This is a genomic window from Acinetobacter piscicola (assembly GCF_015218165.1).
Classification (GTDB): domain Bacteria; phylum Pseudomonadota; class Gammaproteobacteria; order Pseudomonadales; family Moraxellaceae; genus Acinetobacter; species Acinetobacter piscicola_A.
Genome location: NZ_CP048659.1, coordinates 1,763,175 through 1,776,882 on the forward strand (window position 1 = coordinate 1,763,175; position 13,708 = coordinate 1,776,882).

Consider the following 13,708-nt stretch of genomic DNA (forward strand, 5'->3'; position numbering starts at 1 on the left):
CAATACAATAGTTATAAAACATGGCAAAAAACTTTAATCACCCTCAAGTTGTAGAAAGTTATGATGAGCATATTCGAAAACTCATCCCAGGTTATGAACTGATCCATTTACAAGTTCATGCTTTACTCAAAGCACGCTTACCTGAACGTGCTGAAGTTCTAGTGGTAGGCTGTGGTACAGGGCATGAGCTGTGTTATTTGGCAGCTCAATTTCCACATTGGAGATTTACCGCCATCGATCCTGCTCAAAATATGCTTGAAAAAGCCAAATCACGGCTTGAGTCTGAAAACTTAGCGACACATGTACAGTTTTTGCATAGCGATACCTCAGGGCTGAGTCATACAGCACAAAAATTTGATGCTGCATTGTCCATTTTAGTTTCACATTTTATTCCTGAAACTGAAAAAAAGTTTTATTTTCAAGATATTTATCATGCTTTAAAAGATCAGGCTGTATGTTTGAGCTATGACTTGATGCAAATTGAAAATATACAACAATTGAAAACTTTGCAGCATTTAGCCGAATTGACAGGACTTTCGGAAAAACAAAGCCAAGCCATGATTGAGCGTTTACAAGATGATTTTTGCTTAATTTCGAATCAAGCATTGCATCAGTTATTAAGACATATCGGCTTTAAGTCTGTGGAAAATTTTGCGCAAGTTTTAAATTATTTTGGTACTTTTGCAGTGAAATAAAAAAACCGAAGCAGTAACTTCGGTTTCTAATGGATTCGTTTAAACTTGCTTAAAATTAATGTGTTGAGTTCACTGTGTACAAATGGGCAAACGCTTTTAATAAGCGCAAAGTATCATCGGCTTGATGAATGAAAATCGTTTGATCATCAATCTGAATCAATTTTTCAGTCACAAAATAATCTAAAATATGCTTGATTTCTACGCTGATTTCATCGGCTTGCCATTTCAAGAAGTACATTTTTTGTAGTTCAGGATATTGTTGTAAAGCCGCATTGAACAATTCGTCTTTACTGATTTTTTCAATGTGTGGCTCACTTTGTGCTGTTAAAATATGAGCAATCAGTGCAGGTAAAATCAAGGTATGCAGAATATTATTGCTAAAATATTTAAGCAAAGCCTCTTGTTGGTTACACACTTTCAGCCAACGCTCATTATCATGTTCAATAAATTCAACCTGTTTAAGTTTAATCGCATACTGAATAATTTCATGGTTTGAAAGCGCTGTGATTTGCATTCTTTCATCATAGACATGATATTTAAGTAAATTTCTAAACTGTTCTAGCCGTAATAAAACATCACGCTCAGCCAAAGCGTGTGTTGGCGCATTCAGTAAAATAGTCGCAATTAAATTTACAGGGTTAATGACCGCGGCTTTATTGATATTTTCTAAAATTTTATCGGCAACTTCATTGACTGCAATTTTGACTGATGAAGGTAAATCTTCTTCTAAACCAACATGTTGAGGCACTTGGTTCTTGTCTAAAATGGGTTTGAGAAATACAGGTTCACCAAAATTAACATGCACCATTCCAAACACTTTTTCGATTTTTTGCATCGATTTGAGTAAACCAAAGAGTGATTCGGACTGTTTTTTCTGCCCACCCAGTTCTTTAATATAAGAAGAACCTTCGATCAGTTTTTCATAGCCAAAATAGGTTGGAATAAAGGCAATTGGTTTACTGTTGCCACGCAAATGACTTTGAATGGTCATTGCCAACATGCCTTTTTTGGCAGGAAGTAATAAACCTGTACGAGAGCGTCCACCTTCAATAAAATATTCTAAAGGGGTATTACGGCTGAGTAGGCTATGTACATATTCTTTAAAAACAGCTGTGTAGAGTGCATTACCACTAAAACTGCGACGAATAAAATAAGCACCCGCCCCACGCATGAGTTGTCCCACGACAGGCATATTGAGGTTAATTCCTGCGGCAATATGCGGCACCATCAAGCCACGTTTATAAATCACATAGGACAACAATAAATAGTCAATATGGCTACGGTGGCATGGCGTATAAACAATTTCATAATCTTTAGCTAGCTCACGCACGACTTCAAAATTATGTACCTGAATACCATCGTAAAGCTGCGTCCAGAGTTTGGTCAGGGCAATTTCAGCAAAACGCAATGTTGAGTATGAAAAGTCAGAAACGATTTCATCTAAATACTTTTTCGCTAAAGCTTCAGCGTCTTGCAGACTTATTTTTTTATGAATACTTTCAGTTAAAACAGCTTCTTTGATCACATCCGAGGTGAGTAATTTGTTAATCACATTACGGCGGTCAGAAAGATCAGGCCCTAAAATAGCTTCTTTATATTGATTAAAAGACTGGTTAAGTTGTTTAACGACATAATGCGCAGGTGCAAAGTTTGGTGCGACTTCTAAAGCACTATTGATTAATGTACGTAGTGAAATGGCTTGATGAAACTCAATATAATTTTCGCGACCATATAAGGTGATATTTAACGCTTGTTTAATCCCTGTCGGTTTAGTCCAAGCATCTGCCATTAATGCTTTGTACCAACTGTCTTCATTTTCAGGCGCACGTCCCCACAAAATGGTGACAGGAACAAATAAAATATCTTCCTCTTTATGCTTTAATAAATACTCCACTAACCGTATTAATTTATCTGGATAATAAGCAGAGGCATTGTGGGTCGAGGCTTCTAGTACTAAAAAAGAATCATCCTCTTGGTGTTCCTTGAGCCTAAGCGCAGAAAAAGCAGAATGTAAGCTGCGTTTCTCTGTTTCATTATCAATCAGAACTTTATTTGACGTTGAATTGTCTTGAATGACATAGCAAATCGGCAGTTGTTTCGCATCTTGTTCTTTTAATGTATTTTCTAAGGCTTGTGTATCACCAAGCACTTGAGGGCTGACAATTTTATCTAAAACTTTTTTGGTAAATTGGCGATAAAATTTTTGATAAGCATTGTTTGCCATATAAATCTCAACACGATGTCTTTATGCTGACTATTATGGGCCAAAGTGAAGAAAAATGTATAAAAGAATTTATATATAGATGGGTACATCAACAGAGCATCAATATTTAAGAAAATATTCTGTTTTAATAAAGGGGATAAAATAAATCGATGAGGCAAACATTGTATAAAACTAGGCATTTGATTTTTATCAAATAAACTATTCACAAATTTTTATAAATAAATCACTTTACGGAATATCAACGATACAACAAAAGGCGTTATGATAGTGCTATATAAATAAGATGATTGATAAATTAAGGATAGCGCATGGCGACTGATACTCATTTCCCACAAACTGAAAATCTAGGCATTGCAGTCTATGCCAACAATGCAGATGCAATTGGTAATACACCATTGGTACGCATTAACCGTTTAGCAGCGCATGGTGCAACTATTTTAGCCAAAATTGAAAGTCGTAATCCTGCATTTTCTGTGAAAGACCGTGTTGGGGCAGCTTTGATTGAAGATGCTGAAAAAAGTGGAAAACTGAAAAAAGGGATGCATATCGTAGAACCAACCAGTGGTAATACAGGGATTGCATTGGCGTATGTGGCTGCTGCAAAAGGCTATGAAATTACCTTAACCATGCCTGCAAGTATGAGTATAGAGCGCCGTAAAGTACTGAAAGCATTAGGTGCAAATTTAGTCCTGACTGAGCCTGCAAAAGGCATGAAAGGTGCAATTGATGAAGCTGTACGTTTAGTGACAGAACATCCTGAACAATATTATTTGCCGCAACAATTTGAAAATCCTGCCAATCCAGCTATTCATGAGAAAACCACAGGTCCAGAAATTTTTGCTGCAACAGGCGGTAAAGTTGATATTTTAGTCGCAGGTGTGGGGACTGGTGGAACCATCACGGGTATTTCACGTTATTTTGAGCAAGTGAAAAATCAGCCTATTTACTCTGTTGCTGTTGAACCTGCTGATTCACCAATCATTGGTCAAGCCAAACGTGGAGAAGCACTTACTCCTGGACCTCATAAAATTCAGGGAATTGGTGCAAACTTTATTCCTAAAAATTTAGATTTGGACTTGGTGGATGAAGTCATTGCCATTGAAAATCAAGAAGCGATTGATTTTGCACGTCAGTCAGCGACACAAGAAGGTATTTTTGTAGGAATCTCAAGTGGTGCAGCATTGGCAGCAGCAGCAAAATTGGCTGCACGTCCTGAAAATGCAGGAAAAACCATTGTTGTTATTTTACCTGATGGGGGGGAGCGTTATTTATCGTCTGTGTTGTTTGAGGATATTTCTGCAGAATAACGCATATTGAGTAAAATCATCTGAATTTTACATCGTATTTTTTATAAGAACCAAGGCATTTGACCTTGGTTTTTTTATGCATTCTCAAAAATATTTTATTTAGGAGCAAACACAGTATAGAAAGGATTGAATCAGGGCTATTTTTTAGAGTGGTTTTGATGACTTGTACGAGCAAAATCATGAAAATATGTTGAGAATAAGGCTAAAAATGTGACAGAATGCCCAAAAAAATTAGTCGCTATTTCTACAAAATAAGCTGATTAAAAATCATTCATTTAAAGAAAAATCGGGGAAGTTATGTATACAGCTGAATTATTGCAAGAAGCACAACGCTATATGTTTCACATGCTTAGTAAAGTGGTTGAATTTGGCGGTTCAGATCTGTTTATTTCGGCAGATTTCCCACCCAGTATTAAGCATCAGGGCTTGATGAAATCTCTAGGGCAACCAGAGCTCACAGCAGAAAAAGCTAAACTTTTTGCTTATAGCCTGATGAATGCCAAACAACGTCAAGATTTTGAAACAGAACTTGAATGTAATTTTGCCATCAGTGTACCTAACGTTTCGCGTTTTCGAGTCAATGTTTTTCAACAACAATTACAAGTCGGTATGGTGATTCGTACCATTACTGCTGAAATTCCAAATTTTACCAAACTGAAATTACCTGAATCACTGAAACATGTGATTATGGAAAAACGTGGCTTGGTCCTTGTGGTGGGTGGGACAGGTTCAGGAAAGTCGACGTCATTGGCAGCGATGATTGACTATCGTAACGAAAATTCAGCAGGGCATATTATTACGGTTGAAGACCCTGTGGAATATGTACATAAGCATAAAAAATCGATGATTACCCATCGTGAAGTTGGTGTAGATTGTCATACTTGGCACAATGCATTGAAAAACACTTTACGTCAGGCGCCTGATGTCATTTTAATTGGTGAGATCCGTGATACAGAAACCATGGAACATGCCATTGCTTTTGCTGAAACAGGACATTTGTGTTTAGGTACTCTGCATGCAAATAATGCCAACCAAGCTTTAGACCGTATTATTAACTTTTTCCCTGAAGAGCGCCGTAATCAGCTGTTAATGGATTTATCATCAAATATGAAAGCCATTATTTCACAGCGTTTGATTCGCACTGAAAATAACGATGGACGTAGAGCAGCAGTTGAAATTTTACTCAATACACCTTTAATTTCCGATGTGATCTTAAAAGGTAATTTTCATGAAATTAAAGAAATCATGACCAAGTCGCGTGAGCTTGGTATGCAAACTTTTGATCAGGCATTATTTGATTTATACAATGAAGGTGCGATTAGTTATGACGAAGCACTGAGAAATGCAGATTCAACCAATGAATTACGTTTACAGATTAAGTTAAAAGCTACACGAAATCAGCAAAATGGGGCATCTACAGCGACCAGTTTAAGTATGTTGCATGAAGTCGAAGCAGCTGATGAAGATGAAAATGCTGCTGAATAATTGAAATGCCATGTCGAGGTATAAATCACTGTGATGCTATACCTCGATATTTCATAATAGAGAGTTTATGGGGCAAATTTATTATTTTTGAAATTAACATTTCATAAAAAATTCAGCTAAACTCTATGAAATTTTTTCATAAAATAGAACGTAACGATGTATAAAAAAACATATTCTTTTCTTGGTGGTGCATTGCTTGTTGCGCTAATGACACAAAGCTTTGCACATGCTGTAGAAATCGACACCTCTGCGATCACAGGTGAGTGGGAATGTACACAAGTTATTAAAAATAATAATGTGATTATAAAATCCAATGACCAATATTATGAAAATGGAACCTATTTTTCCGACTCAAAAATTCAATTTGGCAATGAGAAGAAAACCATTCATACCAGCATGAAAACAAAAAGTGCTTGGGCACTTGATCAAGATCAAATGCTTGTTTTTACTAAGACTAAACTTTTAAAAGTAGATTCTGATGATAAAACTTATGAACAAGCACTGAAAAAAGAATATGAGCAGTACCCAAATGCAGCGGCGCAAATTGCAGCGTTAAGCAAAAATAAAATGATATTGCAAGTGATGAAGCCTTTTAAGGTTGTAGAACCGATTGAATGTATGAAAAAATAATCAAGCTTATTCTGTCTATGAAAAATAAAAATCGAGGTTAATGCCTCGATTTTTTTGATTTAACTTGCGGCATGAAAAAACCGAGTACATAGACTCGGTTTTTTCATCATATTTTAAAATATTATTTTTCGACGAATGCACGTTCGATCACATAGTCACCGAGCACACCCATTTTAGGTGATTCTTTTAAGCCATGCTGATCAAGCAATGCTGCAACATCATCAAGGAAAGCAGGGCTACCACAGAGCATTGCACGGTCAGTTTCTGGGTTGAAACGTGGTAAACCAATTTTTTCAAATAATTGACCAGTTTCAATTGCAGTGGTTACACGACCTTGGGTGTGGAATTCTTCACGTGTCACTGTTGGGTAATAGATTAATTTTTCTTTTGCACCCAATTCTGAGAAAAATTCATGGTTAGGAACTTCATTTAAAATTAAATCTTGATATGCCAATTCTGAAATAAAACGAGTGCCATGCACTACAATGATTTTTTCAAAACGCTCGTATGTTTCAGGATCACGAATGGTAGAAAGGAACGGCGCAAGACCTGTACCTGAAGACAATAAGTATAAGTTTTTACCCGGATTTAAATCATCCAATACCAATGTACCTGTTGATTTTTTGGAAATTAAAATGTCATCGCCTACTTTTACTTTTTGTAAAATAGAAGTTAAAGGACCATCAGGTACTTTGATTGAGAAGAATTCAAGTTCTTCTTCATAGTTAGCACTTGCGATTGAATATGCACGCATTAAAGGCTTACCATTCACTTCAAGCCCAATCATCACAAATTGACCATTTTTAAAACGGAGTGAAGTGTCACGTGTTGTTTTAAAACTGAATAAAGTGTCATTCCAGTGGTGTACGTGAGTAATCTTTTCGACGTTGAAAGCAGCCATTAAAGGTCTCAATAAATTATCAAATTAGAACAGCTTACTATTCTAATCTAAAATCATTCTCGATAAACTGAATATATTTAATTGAGCTTATCAGAAAAAGTGATTATGTCTGATCTTTGTTTACCTATAATTGGTTATATGCATTCACCTTACCAAGAAAAATTTGGTATTCCTCGCCAACCGAACTTAGTTCAGGTTGAATCTTATATTGAAATGCAAGCACCCTATAATGACATATTGGCTTTTGAAGGAATTGAAGCATTCAGTCACTTATGGTTGGTTTGGCAATTTCATGAAAATAAAAATAGTAATGAAAATCATAAATTTAGACCGCAAGTTAGACCGCCGCGATTGGGGGGGAATCAAAAAATAGGGATCTTTGCCACACGGAGTATGTATCGTCCTGCACCAATAGGTTTGTCTGTAGTACAACTTAAACATGTGAAAAAGGTTGGAAAATCGCTACGGGTTTATGTGACAGGCAGTGACTTATTAGACGCTACACCGATTTTGGATATTAAGCCTTATATTCAGTATTCCGATGCAATCATGGATGCAAAAAGTGGTTATGCTCAGCAAGAACCAGATCGAAAAAAAGTTGTTTGGTCTGAAAATGTACAATTGGCATTCAAGCATTTACTGAAAATACAGAAAATCACTCCACAAATGCAAAATGAACTTGAGCAAGTGTTGTCTTTAGACCCTCGTCCAGCTTATCAAGATGATGAACATCGGATTTATAAAATGAAATTTGCGGGTTTAGATGTAAGTTTTACGGTACAACAAGATATTGTGCATGTCGTGGATCTGATTGCTGTTGTTTAAAGCAAAAAATTGCAAATCAAGATGTCAAAAATTTAAGATTGAAAATAGACAATACTTTTACGTGCCATTTTCAATCTTATAATATTTTACTTAAAGAGAATAATCAGTATCAGGATCACACTGATTCCAATTAAAAACCGATTGATCCATTGCGCTGTTGTTAAAGGCTGATCAGCTTTTTGTATAACCCGTCTACGCGAACTGCTGCTATTTAATTGTGCAATCTCTGGTTTTTCTGCGGTTGCTCGATCAAAGTCTGCGGCTAAACCCAATAACCATTCTTCAACGTCAGGGTCAGTTTTATCTAAAGCGTGCACGGGGGATGCATAAAAGCGCATGGCATCTTTAAATGAGCTTTCATCCATTTGCAATTTAGCTACTTCCACCAAATAGAAAAAAGCTTGTTTAGGATCTTTTTCAACATATTTGCCGTCAGCATGAAAATGTGCCATCAATTGCATGGCTTCAGGGTCATTATTGATGATTAAGCTAGAAATAATCCCAATGGCTTGTTGGCTTTTCTCTGGGTCATCTTCACTGCTTGCTAAAATGTCGAGGGCTTTGAGTAGGGCAGGATGACTGACCTCTGGCAATTCTGTAACAGAAGTATTTTCGAGCTGTGCTTTATTTTCTTGAGCGGCATTTTCCTGAGAAGTATTTTCTAATGTAATGGACGGTTTTGGCGTTTCGACCATTTTGATTGGGTATAAGGTTTGAAGTGCTGAGTTAAATTCATCGCTTTGTGTGTCGTTGAATAAAAAACTCGCTGGTTTTCGTAGAATATTCTCTTGGAAATGTGCTTGCCAAAATGACTGTTGGGTAAAGCTGTCTTGAAACTCAAAAGCATTTTGGTAAAAGGTTGTCATTGCTGCATCAAATTGTGCGAGTGATAAATTAGAAGAGGTGTATTGAACCACTGAGTAAATATGCTCAATTTTATTGTCAGCAGTCTTTGTATAAGGAATGACTAAACTGACTGTGGTTTCTATGGGAGTATAGATTTGTATTTTTAGATAAATTGCATCCGTACGCCCTGTGGGTAGATAGGCGTGAATATCTTCACAAAACAGTTGAAATGGATAACCGTGTGGGTTCTGTTCAAGTTCAGCAAATGCAAGCTCTCGTGGATTGTCTTGCATGAGTTTGATAATTTGAACTTTATGGTCTTTACTAACCAATAAGCAGGGGTCTAAACTTGACCCATCAAGCATGAAACTGGCATAAGCTGCTAAAAAACCAGCATGTTTAAATGCTTGGGTAATATTTGCAGTGATTTCAGGTTGTTGTATATCTTTTAAAGCTGAAGGGAAATACACCAAACTTTGCGTGGAAAGATCAATGTATTTTTGCACATATGTTAAACAACTCTGAACGGGCTGCTTAGCGTCAAATAAAATAGCAGTCAGTACCGACATTGGATAAGAAATTTGATTTTGGAAGACAAAGACTTGTGCAAGTTCATAGCGAAACTCTTCATCATCCTCTTGACTGAGTAATGCTTTATATTCTTCAAAACTAAACCATTTCACGCTACTCAACGTTTGATGGGCAATCGTTGTCCCTAAATAATAACTGAGTGCAACTAAGAAGTTTAATTTCTCTTTGTCCTGCATAAAGGTCGCATAGCTTGCTTCATTGAGTTGTTCATACTGACGAATGCGGTTGAGCAGCAAATCAATTTTTTGCAGACTGACTAAAGAAAAATCAAAGTCTATTAAGTCGGTTGCTTGATGATAAGCATTGCCACCTGATAGATAGCGATGTTGTTGTAGCGCTTGAATATATTCAGCACAATTTTCATTGATATTTTGTGTATGATTTTTTTCAATAATACTTTGGCGTAAATGAACATAACTGAGACATGTTTTTTCAGCATTTTCACCGTGATGCAGAACATCTGCAATAACAGCTAAAGGTAAGCAAACTTGATGATTGATCAAAGCGACCATTGAACTAAAAAAGTCGAGAGGGAGTTCATCATCTGAAGGTAAAATTTTAATCGCTTCGTGATAATTGTACCATTGCACAGGATAATGGGTTCTTTGCGCAAGAACATCACCAAGATAAGCAATCAACATCATTAAAAAATTTAACCCATTTCGTTGCGTCACTAGATCATTAGGGCGGACATTTTGACGATGTAAAGCAATTAACAAGGTATCAATGTCGTGTAAACTTTCATCACTAAAATCAGGATTAATTTTAAACAGTGCTTCGGCATACTTTAAACCCAAAGGTGGCAATTTTTTTTGATAAAAATATTGCAACAAACCTTGCATATCTTGTTGAGTTTTACGGTTCATGATGGTCTAGATTATTGGTTTTTTGAAAGATTATCATAAATAAAAATAGTGCTGTAGCGATTCGCTTTTTTAATTGCAATATATTTTAAATCCATATGCTCTTTTCCGACTTATTTCATGTGAAAGTCATAAAAAGACTGAAAAATAATGACTTTTAAATGTTAAATAACGCTCGAAAGTCTGTAATCAAAACTTGCATAGGAAGGGATCCTAATGAACCTAAATCTAATTGATATAAAGTCAAATCATGCTGATGCTGGGAAATGAAATAGCCTAAGTTACCTTGTTGTCCAACCATTAAAAAATTTGCTTCAAAATTTTGTATTTGATAGGTTTGATTACGTTCTATTAAGTCAAAACAATTGTAAAAACAGATATATATTTCCTCTTGTTCATATTCATCGAAATATTCAACTTCAAACATTGGACATTCTTGGATGTGTTCAAGGAGGATTTGTTGATATGTATCTGAGATTGGAAACTTCCAATAGCTTTCAATGTTTTGAATTTGGTTTAAAAGTATGGAGTTCATTTATGTTGTTCACGTGGGTCAGATTTTTTGAAATGAAAATATTTATTTTCTAAGCACTAATAGAATAACCAATAAAAAACTGCACTTGGAAGAAGAAATGAAAATAAAAACCAACTGCTTGAGTATTTATATTGATCATAGGTTTTCTTCAAATTTAACGAATAAAGAAAAATGCAGATCGTGATACATAAATAACCAAAAATACATTTGATTATTTTATCTGCATATTTTTCTAAAGATAGATTTAATTTTTTTAATCCTGATCTTGATCTATTTTCATCAGCATCTCAAAATTATTCGATATTTAATATTTCAAAATCTGCACATTGCTGGATTGTTTCTGCATTGAGTTCATAAATTGCATCTAAAAAAGCGACATTAAAACTACCTACAGACTGCGCTTTGCTAAAAGCCAGTTTTCCTGCAATGGCAAAATGAACATGTGCAGAAAGTGTTGCAATTGTGGGGGTAGAAACAGCACTATAGGCTGCAATTAATGCACCTAAGGCACAACCTGTTGCTGTGATTTTAGGTTGTAAATCACTACCACCATTGACTTGAATCACGGCATTGTGTTCTTTTGATAAAATAAAATCGGACTCACCTGAAATCGCAACACATTCACAATGTGCCAAAAGGGGGATAGCTTGTTGATAAACTTCATGACTGGCAATACTGCTATCTACACCTTTAGATTGAACTTGATTTCCTGCTAGACCACTGATTTCAGAGGCATTGCCACGAATGATTGTGGGGTGTAATAACAACAATTCATCGACCATGGCACTGCGCCATTTTAAAAATGCACCATATCCCACAGGGTCAAGCACCCAAGGTGTTGATTTTGCAGTAACGGTTTGTGCTGCAATTTTTATGGCTTGCATTTGCTCAGAAGTCGGTGTCCCTAAATTAATACTGAGTGCAGCCGCAATATTGGCAAAACTTTCTGCTTCAAAGGGATTATCAATCATGGCAGGTGAAGCGCCTGCTGCCAAAAGTACATTCGCTGCATAATTTGCTGCAACACTATTGGTAATACAATGCACAAGTGGTTGTTGCATTTGTAATTGTGTCCACGCCGTGATGACTTCTGCTCGTAATGTATCTGTTTGAATCAGGGTTGGAGTAGATTGAATCGTGTGAATATTTTCAAGCTGATTCATATGCATTCCTTATTTGGTAAAATAGTGATCTTGATGCTTACAGCGATTACAGAAAGTCGAGATTGAATGATGATCATCATATTCAATACTTAAATCTGTAGATCCACAATGCATACAATTAAACTTTGAGAAAAATTCTATACGTGGTTTGATATTTTGCCAAATCACAGGAATTGTTTGTGCAACATAGTTTTCGTCAAGTTTAAGTAAGTGAAATAAAAATATTTGACTGACACGACTAAAATGTAAATCGTAAGGACGAGGTAAAGTCGAAATTTCAAATTTTTTATGAATTGAATTTTTTCGGTATTCCTCTAAGGTTTTACGCAGTTTATTGGTATTATTAAAATCAGTATTGAGTGGATCAAGTGCTGTTTTTTGTGAGTGTAAATAATCTAATGCAGTTTGCACCATATAATAGATTTGCCCCAACGATAAATAGTTGAGTAAATAATCGCAATATTCTTTAAATTTTTTATTCCCTGCAAATTTAACCCCTAAGCGTTTACAATAATATTGAGTGAATTCTAAAATTTCATGATAGAAAATAATAAATAGCGTGCTATGTACTTCTTCAGCTTGCTGAAAAGGTGCACCATATTTAAAATCTTCAAAGAACCATTGTCTTAACTTTTGATAGATTGTATATAATGAAGGCTCTAAAAAACGATCCACACGGACATTAAGATAAAAATCATGTTCATTGTCTTTTAATGTCACCATTTTCTTTTTTGTAATGACATTATATTTCTCTAAACGATATAAAATCGTATTTTGGAGAGAATATGTTGAGGTAACTTTTTCCCATTTTATTTTTTCAAAATTAATACATTCATTTTGAAAATGATCATTTAAAATAATTTTATCTAAAATGGCCAACAAAAATAATTTATCAATTAAATATAAGCTAGAAAGGTTTCTGACATTGAGTACCTTTTTTGGGGTGATTTTTGTTTTTGCTTCGAGTAATGCTTGAGAGCAGGCTTGACATTGGCAGTGGACTAAATCTGAATCTGAAATTTTATGCTCACAATGAGTACATTCAAAATATTCTACAGGTTCATCATTCAATTCCGCTGATACAAGAAACATTGATGCTTTGCAAAGCGGGCAAAAACTGCTTTCGTCATGTTCTTTTTGCAAGATCAGTAAAGCCATAATTCATCTTAAAAATTCGATTGAGTTTGATTATAAGAGATTATGGCACGGGATGGGTACAAAATCAGCCGTATCTGTAGGTAAGTTATTTTCTTTCCAAAACCAATTAGCATCTGAATAGCTACCGATTTTGTAGATACCTTTTAGTTAGATAAAATAGCTAATAAAAAGTGCTTATGAACAGTAAACGATACCCTGAAGAATTCAAAATCGAAGCAACAAAGTCAGTTAAAAATAACTTTGATTTCAACTGCTTACATAGTACTTGCATAAATTGAGACATTAAACAACCACTTAGGATTAATGCACCTAAGTGGTTGTTTTATTTGGTGGGCCCGCCCAGACTTGAACTGGGGACCAACGGATTATGAGTCCGCTGATATAAAAATAAAAAATCAAAGACTTAAATGAATATAATTAATAATATCATCTATTTAATGAATTTTTAAAGTTTACTATTCACTCTTTTTGTTGATTGATATATA

The 13,708-nt window shown here is 35.4% G+C and carries 11 protein-coding genes; 5 read left to right on the top strand and 6 right to left on the bottom strand.

Translation table 11 applies throughout. The features are described from left to right. Positions 1-20: 20 nt before the first annotated feature. Positions 21-695: a class I SAM-dependent methyltransferase gene (locus G0028_RS08645; RefSeq protein WP_180045432.1), complete on the top strand. Its 675-nt coding sequence runs from the start codon at positions 21-23 to the stop codon at positions 693-695. A gap of 55 nt (positions 696-750) precedes the next feature. On the opposite strand, the gene plsB is transcribed toward G0028_RS08645, so the two are convergent. Further along, positions 751-2,919 carry a glycerol-3-phosphate 1-O-acyltransferase PlsB gene (plsB, locus tag G0028_RS08650; protein WP_180045433.1) on the bottom strand — a complete coding sequence of 723 codons (2,169 nt, stop codon included), beginning with the start codon at positions 2,917-2,919 and terminating at the stop codon, positions 751-753. 308 nt (positions 2,920-3,227) lie between these two features. On the opposite strand from plsB, the gene cysK reads away from it, so the two are divergent. The 3 genes from cysK to G0028_RS08665 all read left to right on the top strand — a co-directional run bounded on the left by cysK (position 3,228) and on the right by G0028_RS08665 (position 6,341). Continuing rightward, positions 3,228-4,226, top strand: a complete 999-nt coding sequence (cysK, locus tag G0028_RS08655) for a cysteine synthase A (protein ID WP_180045434.1) — start codon at positions 3,228-3,230, stop codon at positions 4,224-4,226. A gap of 297 nt (positions 4,227-4,523) precedes the next feature. Beyond that, a complete protein-coding gene (locus G0028_RS08660; protein WP_174492793.1) occupies positions 4,524-5,711 on the top strand; it encodes a PilT/PilU family type 4a pilus ATPase in 1,188 nt (395 codons plus the stop codon). A gap of 156 nt (positions 5,712-5,867) precedes the next feature. Then, positions 5,868-6,341 carry a hypothetical protein gene (locus G0028_RS08665; protein WP_130073702.1) on the top strand — a complete coding sequence of 158 codons (474 nt, stop codon included), beginning with the start codon at positions 5,868-5,870 and terminating at the stop codon, positions 6,339-6,341. Between the two features lie 121 nt (positions 6,342-6,462). Here G0028_RS08665 and G0028_RS08670 read toward each other — a convergent pair whose 3' ends face one another. Next, a complete protein-coding gene (locus G0028_RS08670) occupies positions 6,463-7,242 on the bottom strand; it encodes a ferredoxin--NADP reductase (RefSeq protein ID WP_180045435.1) in 780 nt (259 codons plus the stop codon). Between the two features lie 105 nt (positions 7,243-7,347). Here G0028_RS08670 and tsaA point away from each other — a divergent pair, with 105 nt between their 5' ends. After that, complete coding sequence (gene tsaA / locus G0028_RS08675; RefSeq protein ID WP_180045436.1) at positions 7,348-8,067, top strand: tRNA (N6-threonylcarbamoyladenosine(37)-N6)-methyltransferase TrmO; 720 nt, start codon at positions 7,348-7,350, stop codon at positions 8,065-8,067. Positions 8,068-8,153: 86 nt separating this feature from the next. Here the strand turns inward: tsaA and G0028_RS08680 are convergent, their stop codons facing one another. The 4 genes from G0028_RS08680 to G0028_RS08695 form a co-directional block, all read right to left on the bottom strand. After that, complete coding sequence (locus G0028_RS08680) at positions 8,154-10,370, bottom strand: sel1 repeat family protein (protein ID WP_180045437.1); 2,217 nt, start codon at positions 10,368-10,370, stop codon at positions 8,154-8,156. 154 nt (positions 10,371-10,524) lie between these two features. After that, positions 10,525-10,902: a hypothetical protein gene (locus G0028_RS08685; RefSeq protein ID WP_180045438.1), complete on the bottom strand. Its 378-nt coding sequence runs from the start codon at positions 10,900-10,902 to the stop codon at positions 10,525-10,527. A gap of 293 nt (positions 10,903-11,195) precedes the next feature. Beyond that, a complete protein-coding gene (gene thiM, locus G0028_RS08690) occupies positions 11,196-12,065 on the bottom strand; it encodes a hydroxyethylthiazole kinase (protein ID WP_180045439.1) in 870 nt (289 codons plus the stop codon). A gap of 9 nt (positions 12,066-12,074) precedes the next feature. Then, positions 12,075-13,223 (bottom strand): hypothetical protein, encoded by a 1,149-nt coding sequence (locus tag G0028_RS08695; protein WP_180045440.1) that lies wholly within the window; start codon positions 13,221-13,223, stop codon positions 12,075-12,077. Positions 13,224-13,708 lie beyond the last annotated feature (485 nt).